We start from the raw sequence: 21,013 nt of genomic DNA, 5'->3' as shown, positions 1-21,013 counted from the left end.
ACCATATATAAAAAAATGCTTATTTTTAGCTTAACCAAAAGTTAATGCTTTACTAATCTCCATCTATTTTCCTTCGGAAAATAGCCACTTTTAGAAAGCAACTTTTCATAACACAAACACGTTAGGCAACATTATCAGAAACCGCTAACCAATGATAAAATTCTTTAGAAAAATTCGCAAAAACCTACTATCAGAAAATAAATTTAGCAAGTATTTACTGTATGCTATAGGCGAGATTGTGCTTGTTATTATTGGTATTCTTATCGCGCTTCAAATAAATAATAAAAACGAACAGCGTAAAACCGAAAATAAAATTGTTTCTATTTTAAAGGAAGTACAACATGATTTAGGACTAGACATTCAAAAATCGGACGAACTAGTTGCCTATTATAAAACAAAAGATTCAATCATCAACTTAATACAGACAGATAAACTAACCTTTAATGATTATAAAAATGATGATCAATATGCTTTAAGATATGCTATTATGAACGCTTTTCACATGAAAATTCACACAAATGGATATGCTAACGTCATAGAAAATGTTGATAATGTTCCCAAAAAACTAAAAGCAGTTATTGAGCCATTAAACGAGATCTATATTTATAACAAATACGAAATAGATAAGTTCGATAATCGCATGGACTTTATTACAGATAGAGTGAGGGACGAGTTAGCCAAAAGTAAAGATTGGTATTACAGATTAGATCGGTATCAACTAGAAGATGAGATGATTGATTTTTTCCTGAATGACCCTTATTATAAAAATGATGTATATCTATACCAAAATGCCGGCTGGGTACACTTGGCATATAATGTTACGCTATTTAGAGAAAACGCAATTAATGCATACAAACAAATTAACACACTTGTTGAAAGTAATGAACCGCTTCCCGATTTTATACCTCATAATTTAGTTAATCTAACCACAGCACAACTAAATGAGTATGTTGGTACTTATAAGGTTATTAAGATTGAAGGTTATGAAGGTCCTATTCCTGATTTAACCTACAAAATTCAGATACAAAACAATGATATAGTAGGCGTTATGGATGAAGATTTTGAAGATATGGATTATTTCTATTTTGAAACAACAGATAAGATATTTGGTCAGACTGATATTTACCTTAAAGGAGAGTTTGTAAGAGATAGTTTAAATGAAATTACTTCTTTATTTATTATGAAAAATGGAATGGTAGCTCACTTAAATAAACTTTAAACTAATTATAAGAAATTAATAACGAAAGGCTAACTTAAGATGTATAAAATTTAAGCTTACTTTTAAACTAAATATTAACGACAAACATTCTAACAAACCGATTTGCTTCAACCGAAAAATCTCCGATTTTCCAGTCGCACAAATCTTATAAAAAAAACCGTAAGCCATTGGAAAAGAATTTAGAAGGAGAAGAAATGAATTGTAAAAATTGCTATTTAGAGATTAATCTAAAAGATGATTTTTGTAAAAAATGTGGAGCTAAAATTGTTCGAGAAAGAATTACTCTAAAAAGCCTATTCTCTAGTTTAACTGTGTCATTAGGATGGGACAGTAACATTTTCGTCACGTTAAGATTTTTATTATACAAACCTCAAATAGTTATAAAAGAATACATTAATGGAACAAGAAAAAAATATACAAATCCATTTACATTTTTTGCGATTGGACTTGCACTATCATTATTTATTTTTGGTCAATATTCTGATGAATTAATTAAAATGTCTACAAATATTGGTTTAAACCAAGCTGAAATAATTGAAAATTCAGTATCTGATAAACCTGAAAACATCAAAGAATTAGAAATATTTGGATATAAAAACCAAGAAGAGTTTAAGAATGCTATTTTTAAATTTCAATTGAAGTATTATAATTTAGTATCGTTCTTATTTTTGCCTTTTTATACTTTACTTTCATTCCTTGTTTTTCGAAAACCATATAATTTTGGAGAACATTTAGTAATCAATACATACTTACAAGGAATTCTTTTATATTTGAGTGTTTTAGTTTTTATATTTAGTCTTTTATCTGGAATAAATATATTTGGAATAGGAATTTTCATACTTCCGCTTTTTTATTATTCATACACGTATAAAAAATTAAATAATTTAAGTTTTGGTCAAGTTTTAGTTAAGATATTAAAGCTAATAGGAATATTACTTATAATGTTCATTATAACTATAGTTATAGGAGTTATAATTGTGTTGATTAAAAAAACTTTATAAGAAAAAGGAGAAAGAAGGTAATGAATAAAAAAACATACAAGATTAATATTTTAAAGAAAACCGCTTACAATACCACATATAGCAAATTGCTTAATTCTTGTAAATAGGAAAATTTAAGTACATTTAAACAAATAAACAAACAGTGGAAAAGTACGGTTTCAAACCCGCAACTTTTCAAGCTCTAACCCGTTGTAGCACATTAACTCAGTTTATTTAACTACAATACAATTAATAAACATATAATGAAGATATTTAATTCAATTATTCTATTACTAAGCATATCATTTGCAACCAACGCCAAAGATTTCAACATATCTGATTACAATGCAATTAATGATGGAAAAACACTGAATACAAAAGCAATTCAACAAGCTATTGACGAATGTACTTTATCAGGAGGTGGAACAGTAAAAATTGATGGAGGTGGTATTTATGTATCTGGTACTATTTACCTAAAAGATAATGTTTCATTACACATTGAGGGAGGTACAACATTGCAGGGAAGTCCAAATTATAACGATTACACACAGGACACTTATAAGATGATGTATCAATACAGTACAAACATGGACCGCTGTTTCATATATGCTGAAAACTCAAAAAACATAAGTATTGTAGGATTTGGAACAATAGATGGAAATGGACATTTAGAAAACTTTGCCCATGGTGCAGGTCGCCCAATGCTAATTCGTATGTTAGAATGCCAAAATATTCACCTAAACAATATTAATTTAATCAATCCAGCAAGTTGGACTTCTGTTTTTTTATACTGCGATAATATTGAGGTTTCAGGAATTAACATCTATAGTCGTGTTAATTATAATGGTGATGGATTGGATTTTGATGGTTGTACCAGGGTTAGGGTATCAAACAGTAACTTCGATAACAGTGACGACTGCATCTGTCTTCAAACTTCACGCTCTGATAAGCCTTGTAAAGATGTTGTTATAACAAATAATATATTTCGATCTAAATGGGCAGGCATTAGAATTGGTTTACTTTCAAAAGGTGATATTGAATCAGTTACTGTCAGTAATTGTACATTTAGAGACATTGAAGATGCTGGTTTAAAAATACAACAAAACGAGGGTGGTGAAATGAAAAACATGACCTTTTCAAACCTAGTAATGGATAATGTTCCTAGACCAATTTTTATGACATTTTGCCAACAACGAATGAGTGTAGATACTCCAAAAGGCCAACTAGAACCTATTAAGCGAATGCATGGATTCTATTTTAATAATATAATAGTTGATAATTCTAAAGGTGATAAAAATTCAGCGATTTTTATTACAGGACTTCCTAATCATAAAATAGAGGATATATCTATTAAAAACATTAGATTCATAGTTTCTGGTGGAGGAACAAAAAAGGATGCTTCAAAAATTGATTCTGTTAAGGAATTTACATCTGAGGTTATGGGTGTTCATTCCCCTGAATTTTATTCGATTGGAACTTTACCTGCGTTTGGAATTTTTGTTCGTCATATTGCAGGACTTCACCTTGAGAATATTAATCTAATAACAATAAATGAAGATGAAAGACCTTCTATAGTTTTAGATGATGTGACAGGTTTTTACAGTAGTTTTCTAAAAAATAACGGGAGAAAAATTGAAGATATTGAGATTATAAATGTTAGTAAAAAAGAATAACGTGCTACAACAACTGGTATGTTTTAATGCTTGGTTCTCGCCTACTTAACAAAATTCTAATGTAATTTCTTTTTGGTTATTATTTGTTAAATTAGTGGTTTAAAAGCAAATCCAAAACTGTTGGATTTCATTTAATTTAATAAAATATATGTTGGAAACAGACAGACTAAAATTTAAAATATTGAATTCTAAATATGAAAAAGATTTAGAAAAATTATTCTGTAAAAACCAAAAAGTAATGAAAACAGTATTTAAAGGAAGGGTTTTTACAAATGACGAATTTAAAAAATTACTTAGTGAAGATTTTATAAAGTCTAAAAACGAAAAAGTTGGACTCTGGTGTATAACTTCCAATTTAAATGATAAACTTATTGGAATTACAGGTTTGCTAAAATTTAATTATCTAAACAAAGATAATTATGAGTTTGGATTTATTCTGAATGAAAATAATTGGGGAAAAGGTTTTGCAACAGAAATTGGAAATTTCTGGTTAGAATATGCAAAAAACGAGATGAATTTGTTTGAATTAATAGCAACTGTTAGTCCAAAAAATATCGCCTCACGAAAAGTGTTAGAAAAATTGAATATGGAATATGTGGATGAATTTATTTCTGAAGAAAGAGGAACTAGATTAATATTTAGAAAAAATATAAATTAAGGCTCAACCCTAATCAGCCTTAATTAACTGTATATGAGATATTTAATTGAAACCTCACTAATTATACTTGTTTGGGAACTATTTTTTAAATTTATAATTTAAAATATACGGCAACGCTGTATCCAATATTAAAAAATATGCTACTATGAAAAACAAACTATTAATACTGCTTTTTACATGCATCATTTTTTTGTCATGCTTAAATAATGAAAAACAAAAAGAGCAGCTTCTTATTAAACAAAATAAAACGGAACATTTAGAGTTGCTTGCAAATGGGAATCTTCGATATCTTAAACTAAACGGAACACCTTATGAAAGAGGATTAACTCATGGCAAAGTATTAAAGAAAGAAATACAGGAAATAATAAACTTATTTAAACAAGAAATTGCAGAAACAACTAAAGAAGATCCTGATAAATTTATAGCAAAATTTTTAAAATATACAGATTATAGAACTTCCGTTAATAAATGGATGCCTGAACTAATGAAAGAATTACAAGGAATTTCAAAAGGTTCGGGAGTTGATTTGGAAACTATTTTTATGTTTCAATTAGGTGACGAATATTGGTTTAATACAAAAGATATTTTAGCACACAACTGCAGTTCAATTGGAATAAACAAAAGTAATAACAAACCAAGTATTACAGCGCAAAATATGGATATTCCTCAATTTTATCATGGCTTCCAAACAGTACTTAAGATTAGCGAACCTAATTCGGATAAAGAAACTATGGTTCTTACTATGCCTGGTCACCTTGGAATTACAGGAATGAATAATAGATTAGTATCAATTAACTGTAATACTTTAATGCAATTAGATTACCGTAAAACAGGATTGCCCGTAACTTTTATTGTTAGAGGTGTTTTAGACAAAAATACTCAAGAAGAGGCGTTGAATTTTATTAATAAAATTGAACATGCTTCTGGTCAAAATTTTATTATTGGAGGTGCAGAAAAAGTTTATAGTTTGGAATGTTCGGCAAATAAAGTAGCCGAATATAGACCTTTTAAAAATTCTTTTTTCACATATCACACAAACCATCCAATGAGCAATACTGATTATAGTAAAAAATATCTCGCACAGTTAAAAACCAATAATAAAACTATCGAAGATGGATTAAATGAATGTCTACGAATAAAATCGTTTCAACAAAGGTTTACTGAAAATACAACTCATATAGAAATTGAGGATATTAAAGAAGTTCTTCGTTCAAAGGATAATGGAAGTGCAGATGTAGTAAGTAATAATTCTACATATGCAAGCGTAATTTATAAACTTTCTGATAAGCCAAAATTTATAATTGCTCCGGGAAAGCCTCACGAAATTGATTATATTGAAATTGATTTTAATTAAAAAACCACCTTACAAATATTGCTAAAAAATTGCTTTACAATGCTTATAAAAACTAAAAAAAATCTCTTGTTTATAGTTTACACTTTTATTACATTTCAATAATGAATTATTTTCAAATAGGAATATTATTATCACAAGGTATTTTAGTCTCATTTTTGATTCTAATGCTTTTCCATCTTCGTAAAAAACTTGGAATAGGAATACTATTTGCTTGTTTAGGATTATTTCAATTTATGCAAGTGTTTCTATCCAGTACCGTTTATGTAGAAATAGCTAACAATTTTCTTGTATCACCTGGTTCCTCGGTTTTATTTACCGCAACACTTTTTGCCGTATTAATAATTTATATAAAAGAAGATGCTAGTGAAACTCGAAAAATAATTTACGCGTTATTGATTACAAATATTGTTATGTCAATCCTTATACAATCCTTTGGCTGGAATATTAAAGCATCATCTACTTTTAATCCTTTTAATGTTTCAACAAATCTATTTGATAATAATGCTTGGGTTTTAATAGTTGGAACAATTGCGCTTTTTTTCGATTCTTTATTAATTATTATCATTTATGAATTTGCATATAGATATCTAAAAAATTTATTTCTGCAAATTTGTTTAACTATGCTTATCGTTTTAAGTTTCGATACTGTATTCTTTTCAATTATGGCATTTTGGAACTACGATAATTTTAATACTATTGTGGTATCGGGTTTAATTTCAAAAGGGTTTTTCGCATTCTTTTATAGTATCATCTTTTATATTTATTTAAAATATTTCGATACCCGAGAATTCAAAAACAACTACATTAAAGTAAATGATGTGTTTAAACCATTAACCTACAAGCAAAAATTTGAAATAGCTAAACTCGATGTAATTAAAACTTCTGAAGAAGTTAAATTAAAAGAAATTAAATATCAAACACTTACAAATGCATCTCCCGTAGGAATTTTTCATACAGAAATTGACGGCTATACAACTTATGTAAATCCTAGATGGAGTGAAATTTCTGGTTTATCGCATAAGGAAGCACTAGGAAATGGATGGTTGAAGGCAGTTCATCCAGACGATATTGAAAAAATTAAAAAAGAATGGGAACAAGCAACAATTGAAACTAGAGCATCAGAAACTCAATATAGGTTTTTATTAAATGATGGATCTATTAAATGGGTATTGGGTCGTGCCGTTCCCGAAATAGACGAAAACAACCAAATTATAGGATATGTTGGTACAATTACAGATATTACTAGCATAAAACTTATTCAGCAAGAGCAAATTTTATTAAAAGAAAAAGCCGAAGAAAGCAATCGCTTAAAATCTGCATTTCTTGCAAATATGAGTCACGAAATACGTACACCAATGAATGGTATTTTAGGTTTTGCCGGACTATTAAAAGAGGTAGAATTATCTGGAGAACAACAACAAAAATACATTCAAATTATAGAAAAAAGTGGAGCCCGAATGCTTAACGTTATAAATGATATTGTTAGTATTTCCAAAATAGAATCTGGTACTGTTGGAGTTCAACTTTCTTTGACAAATATAAATAATCAACTACAATTTATTTATGAGTCATTAAAACTCGATGCAGATAATAAAAAAATTAAACTAACTTTTACTTGTGAATTACCTGAAGAACAAGCAATTATTAAAACAGATAGCGAAAAACTATATGGAATACTTATTAATTTAGTTAAAAATGCCATTAAATATACCAACACCGGAACAATAGAATTTGGATACAAAAAGAAAGAAGATAAAATTGAATTTTTTGTTAAAGATACTGGTATTGGAATTCCTAAAGATAGACAAAAAGCCATATTTGATCGATTTGTACAGGCCGATATAATTGATACAATGGCTCGTCAAGGTGCAGGCCTTGGATTAGCTATTTCTAAAGCATATGTAGAAATGTTAGGTGGTAAAATATGGGTAGAGAGCGAGGGAGATAATGGTTCTACTTTCTTTTTTACATTACCCAATTATATAGTTGCTACTGATAAAATTGGAAACTTAAGCACTGTGAATTCTGAAAATGAAGCAACAATTATAGTTCCAAATAATCTGAATTTAAAAATTTTAATTGCCGAGGATGATATAGCTTCAGAAATGTTAATTTCAATAGAATTGAAAAAATTTAGCAAGGAAATATTTAAAGCTAAAAATGGTTTAGAAGCTATAGATATATGTCGCCAACATCCAGATATTGATTTAGTGCTTATGGACATTCGAATGCCTAAAATGGACGGATATCAAGCAACTAAAGAAATTCGTAAATTCAATAAAAATGTGATTATTTTTGCACAAACCGCATTTGCACTAACTGGCGACAAAGATAAAGCACTTGAAGCAGGTTGCAATAATTATATTTCAAAACCAATAGGAAAAGATGAATTATTAAAATTAATTCAATCCTATTTTATTAAATGATTTAATGAAAACATATAATAAATTTTGTGAAATAAAATTGAATATCTTTTAACAGAATATACAAATAACTGTGCTACAAAAAACCAACTTTGCATTGTTACAAATGTTAAAAAACAACTCTTTAGATTTAATTTATTGCTAAATTTTAATACCAAAAACATTTTCAATTTAATTATGAATAAAAATTATTTTTCAACAAAATCACTTAGCAACCTACTATTGTTAATAGCTCCAATATTTCTAAACGGTCAAATAACCGAAAACCAATTAGATAAATGGATTGATAAAGATGAAGATGAAAATTATACTGCAAGACACGAATGTTCATTTGTACAAGCCGGCGATGCTTTTATTTTATTTGGCGGAAGAGAATCTGCGCAAACGTTGGAACTTTATGATTTTAAAAATAATTCTTGGAAAAAAGCGACAAATAAAGCTCCGAAAGAATTCAATCATTTTCAGGCAACATTTTACAAAGGATTTGTTTGGGTAATTGGAGCATTTAAAACCAATAGTTTTCCAAAGGAAATCCCTGAAGAGTCTATTTGGTTATATCATCCTCCTACAGATCAATGGATACAAGGCCCTGAAATTCCTGAAGATCGAAGACGTGGAGGTGCTGGTTTGGTTGTATATAACGATGTCTTCTATTTAGTTGGAGGAAATACCATTGGACACAATGGCGGTTATGTAAATTGGTTCGATTCGTATAACCCAAAAAATAATACTTGGACTGTTTTAGAAAATGCATCTCAACAAAGAGATCATTTTCATGCAGCAGTTATTGACCATACTTTATATGCAGTTGGAGGAAGACAATCTGGTGGTGAAGGTGGTGTTTTTGCACCTTTAATTAGTGTAGTAGACACCTATAATTTTAAAACTGGGAAATGGTCTACTTTAAAAAATGATTTACCAACTCCAAGAGCAGCACCGGGAATTATGGCCTTTAAAAATGAATTATATGTAATGGGTGGCGAAGGAGAAAAATCGGGACCTGCATTTAAAATAGTTGAAGCTTATAATCCAAAAACCGAAATTTGGTCAAATAAAGCACCAATGCATTATCCAAGACACGGTACTCAGGCAATCTTATCTGGTGAAGGAATTTATATGGCGGCAGGATCACCTATAAGAGGTGGTGGAAAACAACACAACATGGAAGTTTACAATAAAGACCAACCTAAAGGTGAAGTATTAATTGCTTCAGAATTAATTACTCCAAAACATGTAAAAATTCCATTAGGAAGTTCCAAAACTATTACTATTCAAAATAAAAATGGAACTACAGGTAGTTTTATTAGCTCTATAAGTTTGTTTGGAAATGCCAAAAACTATTACAAAATCAATTCTAAATCCAAACATTTTTTAGTAGACTCTAATGGACAGTTTGAAATTGAAATTGAACATATTGGAAAAGTTGGACATGTAACAGCACAACTCGAAATTATATACAATGGTACTATTAAAAAATCCATTGAATTAAGTACAAATTAAAAAACTTAAAAATTTAGTTAAAATATAAAATGTTTATTGCCAATAAATAAATGATTGCTATTTTTAAGGTCTAAAACCCCAAAACCTCAAATTGAAAGCATATTTTAAATTTTTAGTAGTAATGCTTATTGCCCTAATAAGTGTTTTTGTTTTTAGTGAAAAATCTGAAAATGTTGATATCAAGAATATTTCATCTAAAGTTTCTGTAGTAAAAACAAAAAAAAAGCCAGTACAACTTGAAAAATATTCAGAAACCGATACAAAAAAGGTACAACTTAAATTAGATTCGCTGTTAAAACGCATTAATAAACGACATGATTTTCACGGATCACTTTTAGTTGCCAAAAACGACAAAATATTATACAGCAACCAAATTGGTTATGCCGATTTTAGTAAGAAAAAACCTATAAATAAAACATCGGTGTTTCAACTTGCTTCTGTTAGTAAACAATTTACAGCTGCAGCTATAATGCTTCTTTATGAACGCAAACAAATTAAACTTACGGATACTGTTAATCACTTTTTCCCTGATTTTCCATACGAAAATGTAACCATTAAAAACCTATTAAATCATACAGCTGGTTTACCAAAATATTTTTGGTTATCAGATCATTTATGGAACAAGAAAAAGGCTCCTTCAAATAGTGAAATGATGTCCTTATTAGCCAAAAGTAATGTTCAACGTTTTTATAAGCCTGGCTATAAATTTGATTATTCAAATACAGGATACTTTGTATTAGCATCTATTATAGAAAAGGTAACAGGTGAAAGTTTTAGTAATTTTATTGAAGACAATATTTTTAATCCTTTGGAAATGAAAAACTCGTATGTTTATAATACTGAAAATGACAGCATTATAAAAAATAAGTTAAGTGGTTATAGATTGTACAGAGGTTGGAGACATTTAAAAATAAATAATACTGTTAATGACGCAATTGTGGGTGATAAAAATGTTTATACCACTTCTGAAGATTTATTTAAATGGACGCTTGGTCTTAATAATGGGAAACTCTTATCAAAAGAATCGCTGGATTTAATGTACTCTAAAGGAGAAACTATTTCGGGTAAAAAAATTCCTTATGGGTTTGGATTTAGAATAGATCCAAAAGATGAAAACATTATTTATCATCACGGTAAATGGAATGGTTTTAGTACTTCCCTTACCCAATATAAAATGGAAGATTTAGTAATTATTGTTTTAGAACATACTGGTTATAATTCTATGACCTATTTAAATAATAAAATAAAAAAACTTGTTACCGAAAACTTTAAAGTTTAACTTATAAAGCTACATTATTCATTTATTGAATTGGTGCTTCTAAAAACACCTGCAAACAATAAACCTCCTATTATTCCCATTAAAATATATGCAACCTGCTCGTAAATATTTGTAGCATTAACAATAGTAGATTTTAAAAATACATTACTCAATCCCATAAAAGACTTACTACCAGGAACTAACATTATAATTCCTTGAGTTAGAAATACAGTTTTTGGAGAATTTGAAAATCTACTAAATAAATTACTTAAAATTACAACTATAATTGTTCCTACAAAAGTACTTATTAATATTCCGAAAGAGGAAAATAATACCGTTAAAGAAAACCCCGATATACCAGTTATAACACCCAATAACATATCTTTTTTTCTAACTTGAAAAATTGGTAATAAACTAATTGAAAAAAGTGGAACCGCAATTAACATTACCCATTTTGGAATACTCGAAATATGATTTATTAATTGAATGTTAATTAAAACCGATAACAAGGACACACCCAAAACAACTCCAAAAAATTGTTTAAATAATGAAATAAGAGCATCAAACAGTTTTGCAGAACCAGACACCAAACTTTTCGAGGTTATTTCTTCTAAAGCTGTTGTTAAGGCTAGCCCTGGAACAAAAATTATTATTGATGATAAAACAGTTAAACCAACATTAAACTCGGGAATTACCAATACTAATAAACCTGCTAATATTGTAACTACAAATGACGCCAACGACTCTAAAACAGTACTTATATAGGATGATTTACTAGCTAAAAACACGAAAAAATATACCAAGGCCCCAAAAACTAAGGCAAACATTAAAGAAATCCAATTTGTACCAATCATTAAACTAAATGCACCCGATGCTAAAGCATATGATAATGTTAATATAAAATGATTTACTTTTTTTGTTTCTTTTTGAATTAAATCTAATTCTGGAGCAACTTCCGAAATTTTAATTTCTTTTGAGGTTACTTTACGTGTTAAATCACTAACTCTAGACAATGCCCCTAAATTTAAATTACCAGGAGGTACACATTCAATATGATTGTATGTTTGCTTTCCATTTTCTTCATAAAAAACATAATTTATCCACGTAGGTAAATCCATAAAACTACCTTTAATTCCTTGTATTTTTGAAACATTTGTTAAATATGTTTGAATTTTATACGAAGGAACCCCATAAGTATGGAGTGCTTTTCCCAATTGAATTATAAATTGGTATTTTTTACTAGCTTTCATAATCCGAAAATATCTACTTAATTTAAAGGCGGCAAAGCTACATAAATAAGTAATACAAAAAGTGATTATAATTCAAACACACGAACAATAATTAACTTATAAAATACTGAATACCAAATAGATTACATTAAAAAGTGAAATTTCAATAATATATAAAAGTAATTATTATTAAAAGTGTAATAATTTAGGTTTAACACCTATTAAAATAATATTAATTAGGTAAATTTACTTTTAGTACAGCTCCTGAATGCGTTCGAATAGGACCAAAAATAGCATTGAATAAATATTCTGGCTCGTCATTTTTCCAAAGGATTTGAACCCTCTCGTATCTCGCTTTTTCATCAACGGGAAAATAATGAGATCCCTTGTAATGACTTCTTTTATAAGCTCCCCAATGTAATCCATCTTCCGACTCTAAATACAAGCCACCATACCAATCATAATTACCCATATCTCTAATTAAACAATGAAACTTATTTTTATAATAAAACATATAAGGATCCTCTGTTTGTCCACCACGTTCTGGAAAATCGATAATTGGGTTTCCTTCATATTTTATATAAGGGCCTTCCAATTTTTTTGATATTGCAACTCCTGTTTTTCTTCGGTCGTCATTTCGTCTATCCCAAGAACGGTAATAAATCCAATATTCGCCATTAGGATGTTTCATAAATGAAGGGTTTACTGTACAATACCCATCCCAAGCCATTGTATCTTTTGAAACTTCAATAACAGGTTTATCAAAACGTTTCCAAGGCCCGTTAGGAGAATCTGAAATTGCCATTCCAACACGTTGCGTGTTTGCCGATTTTGCTCTAGTTCTCCAATTATCTTGTTTAATGGTGTCGTTTCCTATGTATAGCATTACATATTTTCCATCAACTTTTTGAATATTTGGATTGTGAATGGTATTTGCATCCCATTTTCCTTTTCTTCCCTTTAAAATAACTCCTAATTTTTTATATGGCCCTTCTGGATGATCGGCAACTGCGTGGGCTATAGAACTATGTGTAAGCCAATTTTCTGATTGCGCCCAAGTAGAATAATAAACATGTAGCTTTCCTTTTTCGTCATAAATTGGAGCACAACCCCAAACAATACTGTCTTTTGTTTGAAGAATTAATGTTCCTTTATCTGCCAATCTTTTTGTTAGCCAAGATTCTTGTGGCTCACTATTTTTTTGTGCAAAACAAAAGCTTACACTTAAAAAAATGAAAGATAAAATAGTTAGTTTTTTCATAAAATATAATCTTGTTTATTGTATAAAGTTAATCCTTCTTTATCAAATCTAGAAATTCATTTAAGTGTTTATTTTTAAAGAGAATACTATTTTTTTATAGTATTTATCATATCAATTTCTTCATAATAATGCTTCATTATATGCCAAGCTTTTTTTCTTTGACCTTTGTCTGAAACCAATCCTTTTCGGTTCCATCCATTTTGATTTAAAGGGTGATTTCTATAAGGAGAACGAAAATCGAAAAGTACCCAAGGAGAGGTTCCTCTTAAATTTGGAATGTTTTTAAACATAATTAAGTTTTTGCGATATAATTCTTCTTGATAATCTTCGCTCCAAGAATGAGCTTCTTCTTTTGATCCACTTTGCCCATACAAAGATTCACAACCAAATTCGGTCATAATAAAAGGTTTGTCAATAGCAACATTCCATTTTACTTTTGAAGGGTCTATAGGCCAAGGCATATACCATCCCATATATTTATTAACCCCAATTACATCAACTATTTTTGAAATGTCGTCTTTAATATTGAAAGTTGATGTTTCTGGATCGTATTTAGGATTATCAAAAGCTGCAGACACTAAACGGGTATTATCTATTGAGCGTGCCAAATTAATTAAATCTGTTAAAACTTTGTCTCTATAATTATTTGGGCGAGTTTCATTAGCAACACTCCAAATAATAATACCAGCACGATTTTTATCTCGGTAAATCATTTCTTTAAGCATATTAGTAGCTTTATCTAAAACCACGGGGTTTTTAAAACCTATGCCTTGCCACAATGGAATTTCTTCCCAAATCATTAGCCCTTTTTTTTCTGCCAAACGTACAATATGCTCATTTTGTGGGTAATGTGCTGTACGTATAAAATTACAGCCAAGAGCCATTACTTCTTCTAATATCATTGCGGCATCGGCTTGAGAATATGCGCGCCCTAATCGTTGAGGAATTTCTTCATGAAAATTTACCCCTTTTAAAAAAACTGAATTGCCATTTAATAATATTTCTGTGCCTTTTACCTCAATGTTTCGAAAACCAATTTCATCTGAAATTTTATTATTTTGAACCGACAAAGTAGTTGCATACATTTTAGGTGAATTGGGCGACCATAATTGAGGTTTAGCTTTTATTTCAAATGAAGCAAAGCCTTTTTCATCTGTAGTAATTTCTTTTTTTACTTTTAATTCTGGTATCGATAATAAAGTTTGTTGAGCAGAAGTAGCTCCTTCTAATTGCACATAACCAGAGATTACATTTTTATGACTTTTTTTGAGCTGCACTTTATAATCGCTTATGTAAACATTTGGAGTTTCAATAAAGAAAACATCTCGAAGAATTCCTCCGTAGTTCCACCAATCAAATCTCATAGCTGGAATTCTATCTTTCTCTCTGCCATTGTTTACTCTAATAACAAGATCGTTCTTACCTTCTTTTAAAAATGAACCTACCTCAAACTGAAAAGGTGTAAAACCACCTTCGTGGGTACCCACTTTTTCACCATTAAGCCACACATCTGCTTTGTAGCTTACACCTGCAAAATAAATAAATGCACGTTTATCATTATTCTTCTTTGCTAAAAAATAACGCTGATACCAAATATCTCCTTCATAATACTTCAATTCGGGAATTTGCGAATTAAAATCTCCAGGAACATCCAATCTTAATCCATTTTCAAAAGAATATTCAAAAAATTCTTTATCTGATTGTGGTTTTTTGTTTTGATAATATTTTGCCTGTTCTCCCTTACTATAAGGATCAATAATAGCATTCCATTTACCATTTAATAGTTGTGCATCTGATCTTCCGTACGGATTCATCATAAAAGATTGTGCCATAAGTACGGTTGAAAAAAGAGCAGTTATGCTCACTAAAAATATTTTTTTCATTTAACTAAATTTCTTTGTTTAATTAGTTTTAATTGATGTAATTAATTCCATAAAATTAGCAATATAAACTCTAAAACAAAACATAAACATTATAATTAAAACTATTTACAATATTAAAATAAGAAAACAGTTTTACTAGTTAATTAGAGTTATGTTTATTGTTACTTTTTATCCTTTTTCAAGTTTATAAAATTCATATTTTAATTAGTAAAAATATATTATTGTAATTTTGAATCCTTTAGATACAATTTATGGCAAAAAAAGGCTCACCAAAAAACACCAAAAACAAAGCTAAACATAGTAAACTTATGAATAGAAAGAAAAATAAGGAAAGAGAAGACAAAATTGCTCGTGAAAATCGTTTAAAAGAAATGGTAAAAAAAATGCATGAGCTTAAAAACAAATCTAGCAATTAGTTATCTTCTTCTATTTGGTAATAATGGTGGTGGCTCTCCACTAAAAGGATTCCATCTACTTATACTTTTTGCTCCCATACCTGAAGCTCGTATTACAGCCCTATCTCCATAACGTTCACGCATTTTATCCATTGCCTGATACAAATTCATTATTTTCTCATTGTCTTCAAATAAATTAATTTGATGTCCTCCACTTACTAAATGGCTAAATTTAACACCTATTAAACGCACCAACAATCTTCGCTGATATAAACTTTCATAAAGGTTCATTACAATTGGTAAAATAGAGTGATCGGATGAACTATAAGGAATTCGCTGTTGTTTGGTGTACGTTTGAAAATCGGAATACCGTATTTTAAACGTTACACACGCTGTTAATTTATCACCTCTTCGCAATTGATATATTAAATTTTCAGCCATTGCAACAATAATACTTTTCAGTTTTACAATATCTGTTGTATCTTTATCAAATGTACGTTCTGTTGAAATAGACTTGCGCTCGTGATAGCGAATTACAGGTGAATTATCTATTCCATTTGCTTTTTTCCAAATACCCGATCCGTGTTTACCAAAAACACGTGTCATCATATCAATAGGCATTTCTTGCACTGTTTTAATACGTTTAATTCCTAAATCGCATAACGAGTTATACGTCTTCTCTCCTACCATTGGAATTTTCCGTACCGAAAGTGGTGCTAAAAATGGTTTTTCGGTTCCTACATTTACTTTTATCTCGTTGTTAGGTTTTGCCTCTCCCGTTGCTATTTTTGAAACCGTTTTATTTGCTGACAAACCAAATGAAATTGGCAAACCTGTTTCTCTTATAATTTTTGTTCGTAACTCCGAAGCTAATTGATGACAGCCAAAAAATTGATCCATTCCTGTTAAATCTATATAAAACTCATCTATTGAAGATTTTTCATACAACGGAACCGTATCTTTTATAACATCGGTTACTAATTTTGAGTACTTTGTATAAATTCCCGAATTACCTCTTAAAACTATTGCTTCAGGACATAATTGTTTTGCCATGCGCATTGGCATTGCAGAGTGTACACCATATTTACGTGCTTCGTAACTACAACTTGCCACTACACCTCTATCTGAAGTTCCTCCAATTAATACAGGTCTATTGTTTAATCTACTATCAATTAAACGTTCGCACGATACAAAAAAAGTGTCTAAATCCATATGTACTATTGAGCGTTCCATAATTTATATTACTTTTTCTATTGGTTCATCTGTATAACGTGGATCTTGCATAATTGCCAGTTTTTCTAACATGTCAACTTCAATACTTACACAATCAAATTCTGCGGTTACTTTTCCTATTATTTTGTAAATCCCGCGTCCTTTAATAGGATATTTTTTTGCTGAAGGAGGAAAATGTACCGTATCAATATGATCGCCTTTACTATCTATAAAAGTTCCAAAATACATTAAATTTCCTTTTGAAGTGGACGTTCTTTTAACCGTAACATAATAGCCATAAACTGTTACTGTTTTATTAACAAATTTTAGCAAATCTGCAGCAAATAATTGCTGATTTACAGGCTTAGTTAATAACCTAAACGGACTGCTTAAAGGAAAACCAATGTATTGTAATTCATCAAAAGCATCTTCTAAGTTTGAGCTTATTAATTCTGGCGTTTTATAAGTAACTTTTTCCGACTTAAACAACGTTACTATATGCTCTTCTAAACACACTTTATTTACTTTCATATGTGCTTCCCATAGTAATTCTCTTTTATTTCTACCCGTAAATTTAAACGCATTGACCTTAATTAAAATTGAAATCTGCTCTAATGAAATTGCTACCCGATCTATAAAATCATCTAAGTTTAAAAACGCTCCGTTTTTAGTTCTTTCAGCTACAATTTTAGATGCATTTTTCACTTCAAAAGATTGTAACATTATAAAGCCTAAGTAAATGTTATTTCCTTCGATATAATTATGATAATACGATTTATTGATTGTTGGGGGATGTATAATTCCACCATTCATTCGGGCTTCGTGTACATAATATTCTGGACGGTAAAAACCTCCAAAATTATTTAGTGTTGCTACCATATATTCTAATGGATAGTAGGCTTTTAAAAACAGACTTTGGTAACTTTCAACCGCATACGAAGCCGAATGTCCTTTGGCAAACGCATAACCAGCAAAACTCTCTATTTGTCGCCATATTTCTGAAGTTAACTCAAAGCTTTCTCCTTTCTGTTTACAGTTTTCAAAAAACTGATTTTTAACTTTCATAAACTCATCTCTCGAACGAAATTTACCACTCATTCCACGGCGTAACATATCGGCTTCTCCCAAACTTAAACCTCCAAAATGATGCGCTACTTTTATCACATCTTCCTGATATACCATTACACCATACGTTTCAGGCATTATATCTAATAATATAGGATGTGCATCTTTTCTTCGTTCCGGATTTCTATAACGTAAAATATATTCGCGCATCATTCCCGATTTTGCAACACCCGGACGAATTACCGAACTTGCAGCTACCAAACCCAAATAATTATCTACTTGTAACTTTTTAAGCAGCATACGCATTGCCGGAGATTCTACATAAAAACAACCAATAGCTTTGGCATTTTTTAGCATTATTTTAATTTTTAAATCTTCCTTAAACCGTTTAATATCGTGTATATCTATTTCTGGAAGTTTTGGGTGATTGTATTTTACAATATCAACTGCTTCGCGAATTTTACCCAAACCACGCTGACTTAAAATATCAAATTTGTACAAACCAATATCTTCAGCCACAACCATATCGAACATTGCTGTTGAAAACCCTTTTGGAGGTAAATAAGTTGCTGTGTAATAATTAATTGGTTTTTCTGAAATTAAAATACCTCCCGGATGAATTCCTAAATAATTAGGAAAACCTTTTATTAACTTACTATAAACCAAGACTAAACGAGATAGCTCATCGAGTTTATGAACATTAAAATTCCCTAACGTAAGCTTATCTATTTCTTCTTTTGGAAGTCCAAAAACTTTACCAATTTCACGAACCGAAGCTTTGTATTTAAACGTATTATAAACCGCAATAAGTGATGTGTTTTTAAATGTTTTAAAAATATAATTCATTACATCATCTCTATCTCGCCACGAAAAATCAATATCAAAATCGGGTGGATTTGTACGGTATAGATTAATAAATCGTTCAAAATACAAATCTAATTCAATAGGATCAACATCGGTAATTCTTAATAAATATGCAATAATACTATTGGCTCCACTTCCTCTTCCTACATAATAATATCCTTTGCTTCTCGCATATTTTAAAATTTTCCAATTAATTAAAAAATACGATACAAATTGTTTTTCCTTAATAATTTTAAGCTCTTTTTCTAATCGTTCAAATACACGTTTCCCTATTTTTTTATACCGATAATTTAAACCCTCATAAGCCAATTTACGTAATAATTTAAAATCTAAATCTTTATTACAGGTGTATGTCTCTTGGTTTTTTGGTTTAGCATTAGAAAACTGAAAATCAATAGAACAACTACTCAATAACCACTTCGTGTTTTCAATAATTTGAGGATATTCTTTATATATTTCTTTTAAAATTTCTTCTGAAATCATTACATCAGATTCCTCTCCTTGCTCTGTTTTTGAAAGTTTACTTAATAACGTATTGTTATCTATGGCTCGTAATAATCTGTGTGTATTAAATCCCTTTTTATTTTGAAATGAAACCGTTTTTAAGATTACTAATTTATGTTGTTGAAACCTCCATTCAGAAAACTTTAAATAATTTAAATCTAATGGTTTTATTCCTATAAATTCGTTTTCTAATAATTTAAAAACTTCTGTTTTAAAGGGATAAATAACATACGTATTTGGAAGCTGTTTTGCTTTTATAGGCACTTCAAAATTATCTAAATGCAATAACTCTGATAGGTAATTATTTACAAGTTGGTAACCATTATTATTTTTAGCTAATACAATAAATTGTTGTTTAGCCCCATTTCTAAAATCGACTCCAAGTATTGGTTTAAGTTCTTTTTTTTGAGCCAAACGAACAAACTCTAAATTTGCTGAAGTACTATTAATATCTGTTAAACAAAATGTTTTAACACCTAAACTTAAAGCGCTATCTATAAGTTCTTTAGGCGACACTGTACCATATCGTAAACTATAATATGTATGTGAATTCAAATACATTGTTAATAACTAATATTTTTAATAAACTTTATATTTTGCTAAATTAGCTTATTATTTGAGCAAGTGTTGCTCAATTTATTAGCATTATGAATTATTTAGCAAAAAACATTAAATATATTAGAGCTTTAAAAGGACTTTCTCAAGAGCGACTTGCCGAAGATTTAAAAGTCTCGCGCTCAAGAATTAGTTCGTATGAAGACAAAAGAGCGTCACCTCCTATTGAGTTTTTAATCAGTCTATCGGAGTACATAAATATTTCTATGGATGTATTAATTAAAGAAAATTTAAATAACTTAGAACTTTAAATAATTTTTTATGTGCTATCAAACACGAATTATTAAGCAAAAAGAAGAATTAATGGAGCGTTTTAACACCGCTTTAGATGATTTGAATGATTATGAGCCTATTGAGTTTTGTAGCGCTTTTGAATATCCAAAAACTCCTATAATTACAAATAAAAACCCTAAAAAAATACAGTTCTACAATTGGGGATTAGTTCCAAGTTGGTCGCAAGATGAATCTATAAGAAATTACACCTTAAATGCTAGAATAGAAACTTTAAACGAAAAAAAATCGTTTAAAGATGTAGTACAAAATCGCTGTTTAATTATTGCTGATGGTTTTTATGAATGGCAATGGAAAACTAAAAGCGGTTCTAAAAAAGAAAAATTTTTAATCACGCTTCCAAACGAAGAATTATTTGCCTTTGCAGGTTTATACACACAGTGGACAAATTTTAATGACACAACTTTAAATTCGTACACAATAATTACTACAGAAGCGAATGAATTAATGAGCGAAATACATAACACCAAACAACGGATGCCTATTATTTTAAAAAAAGAAGACGAACAAAATTGGTTAAGTGGTACCAATTACAAACAATTTGCTTATCCGTATAGTAATAACTTAATTGCTACTTCATTAAAACCAAATTCAAATCAATTAGGTTTATTTAGTTAATTACTTATGCT

16 protein-coding genes are annotated in these 21,013 nt (G+C 29.5%); 11 read left to right on the top strand and 5 right to left on the bottom strand.

Annotated elements, in window-relative coordinates:
* The first annotated feature begins 238 nt into the window (after nucleotides 1–238).
* The 8 genes from Q0776_RS13675 to Q0776_RS13640 all read left to right on the top strand — a co-directional run bounded on the left by Q0776_RS13675 (nucleotide 239) and on the right by Q0776_RS13640 (nucleotide 11,086).
* A complete protein-coding gene (locus Q0776_RS13675) occupies nucleotides 239–1,219 on the top strand; it encodes a DUF6090 family protein (protein WP_298369327.1) in 981 nt (326 codons plus the stop codon).
* Between the two features lie 167 nt (nucleotides 1,220–1,386).
* On the top strand, nucleotides 1,387–2,220 hold the full coding sequence (locus tag Q0776_RS13670) for a DUF3667 domain-containing protein (protein ID WP_298369325.1): 834 nt from the start codon (nucleotides 1,387–1,389) through the stop codon (nucleotides 2,218–2,220).
* 242 nt (nucleotides 2,221–2,462) lie between these two features.
* Nucleotides 2,463–3,872, top strand: a complete 1,410-nt coding sequence (locus Q0776_RS13665; protein ID WP_298369323.1) for a glycosyl hydrolase family 28 protein — start codon at nucleotides 2,463–2,465, stop codon at nucleotides 3,870–3,872.
* A gap of 148 nt (nucleotides 3,873–4,020) precedes the next feature.
* Complete coding sequence (locus Q0776_RS13660) at nucleotides 4,021–4,530, top strand: GNAT family N-acetyltransferase (RefSeq protein WP_298369321.1); 510 nt, start codon at nucleotides 4,021–4,023, stop codon at nucleotides 4,528–4,530.
* 145 nt (nucleotides 4,531–4,675) lie between these two features.
* On the top strand, nucleotides 4,676–5,884 hold the full coding sequence (locus tag Q0776_RS13655; protein WP_298369319.1) for a C45 family peptidase: 1,209 nt from the start codon (nucleotides 4,676–4,678) through the stop codon (nucleotides 5,882–5,884).
* A 101-nt stretch (nucleotides 5,885–5,985) separates the two neighbouring features.
* Nucleotides 5,986–8,310, top strand: coding sequence for an ATP-binding protein (locus tag Q0776_RS13650; RefSeq protein ID WP_298369317.1), 2,325 nt, complete (start codon nucleotides 5,986–5,988; stop codon nucleotides 8,308–8,310).
* Between the two features lie 174 nt (nucleotides 8,311–8,484).
* Nucleotides 8,485–9,807: a hypothetical protein gene (locus Q0776_RS13645; RefSeq protein WP_298369316.1), complete on the top strand. Its 1,323-nt coding sequence runs from the start codon at nucleotides 8,485–8,487 to the stop codon at nucleotides 9,805–9,807.
* Between the two features lie 91 nt (nucleotides 9,808–9,898).
* Nucleotides 9,899–11,086 carry a serine hydrolase domain-containing protein gene (locus Q0776_RS13640; protein WP_298369313.1) on the top strand — a complete coding sequence of 396 codons (1,188 nt, stop codon included), beginning with the start codon at nucleotides 9,899–9,901 and terminating at the stop codon, nucleotides 11,084–11,086.
* Between the two features lie 14 nt (nucleotides 11,087–11,100).
* On the opposite strand, the gene Q0776_RS13635 is transcribed toward Q0776_RS13640, so the two are convergent.
* From Q0776_RS13635 to Q0776_RS13625, 3 genes are all read right to left on the bottom strand, one after another.
* Complete coding sequence (locus tag Q0776_RS13635) at nucleotides 11,101–12,315, bottom strand: threonine/serine exporter family protein (RefSeq protein ID WP_298369310.1); 1,215 nt, start codon at nucleotides 12,313–12,315, stop codon at nucleotides 11,101–11,103.
* Between the two features lie 211 nt (nucleotides 12,316–12,526).
* Nucleotides 12,527–13,555 (bottom strand): glycoside hydrolase family protein, encoded by a 1,029-nt coding sequence (locus Q0776_RS13630; RefSeq protein WP_298369308.1) that lies wholly within the window; start codon nucleotides 13,553–13,555, stop codon nucleotides 12,527–12,529.
* Between the two features lie 86 nt (nucleotides 13,556–13,641).
* Complete coding sequence (locus Q0776_RS13625) at nucleotides 13,642–15,438, bottom strand: glycoside hydrolase family 2 TIM barrel-domain containing protein (protein ID WP_298369305.1); 1,797 nt, start codon at nucleotides 15,436–15,438, stop codon at nucleotides 13,642–13,644.
* Between the two features lie 251 nt (nucleotides 15,439–15,689).
* Between Q0776_RS13625 and Q0776_RS13620 the strand changes: the two genes are divergently transcribed.
* Complete coding sequence (locus Q0776_RS13620; protein WP_298369302.1) at nucleotides 15,690–15,854, top strand: hypothetical protein; 165 nt, start codon at nucleotides 15,690–15,692, stop codon at nucleotides 15,852–15,854.
* Here the strand turns inward: Q0776_RS13620 and dinB are convergent, their stop codons facing one another.
* Both dinB and dnaE read right to left on the bottom strand, forming a co-directional pair.
* Complete coding sequence (gene dinB, locus Q0776_RS13615) at nucleotides 15,855–17,066, bottom strand: DNA polymerase IV (RefSeq protein WP_298369300.1); 1,212 nt, start codon at nucleotides 17,064–17,066, stop codon at nucleotides 15,855–15,857.
* A 3-nt stretch (nucleotides 17,067–17,069) separates the two neighbouring features.
* Complete coding sequence (dnaE, locus tag Q0776_RS13610; RefSeq protein WP_298369297.1) at nucleotides 17,070–20,039, bottom strand: DNA polymerase III subunit alpha; 2,970 nt, start codon at nucleotides 20,037–20,039, stop codon at nucleotides 17,070–17,072.
* 86 nt (nucleotides 20,040–20,125) lie between these two features.
* Between dnaE and Q0776_RS13605 the strand changes: the two genes are divergently transcribed.
* Complete coding sequence (locus Q0776_RS13605) at nucleotides 20,126–20,344, top strand: helix-turn-helix transcriptional regulator (protein WP_298369295.1); 219 nt, start codon at nucleotides 20,126–20,128, stop codon at nucleotides 20,342–20,344.
* Nucleotides 20,345–20,354: 10 nt separating this feature from the next.
* Nucleotides 20,355–21,002, top strand: a complete 648-nt coding sequence (locus Q0776_RS13600; protein ID WP_298369292.1) for an SOS response-associated peptidase — start codon at nucleotides 20,355–20,357, stop codon at nucleotides 21,000–21,002.
* The last annotated feature ends 11 nt before the right edge of the window (nucleotides 21,003–21,013 follow it).

The sequence above is a fragment of the uncultured Lutibacter sp. genome (assembly GCF_947495725.1).
Lineage (GTDB): Bacteria > Bacteroidota > Bacteroidia > Flavobacteriales > Flavobacteriaceae > Lutibacter.
Note: the sequence above shows the minus strand (reverse complement) of the source record. Positions and strands in the feature narration are given on the sequence as shown.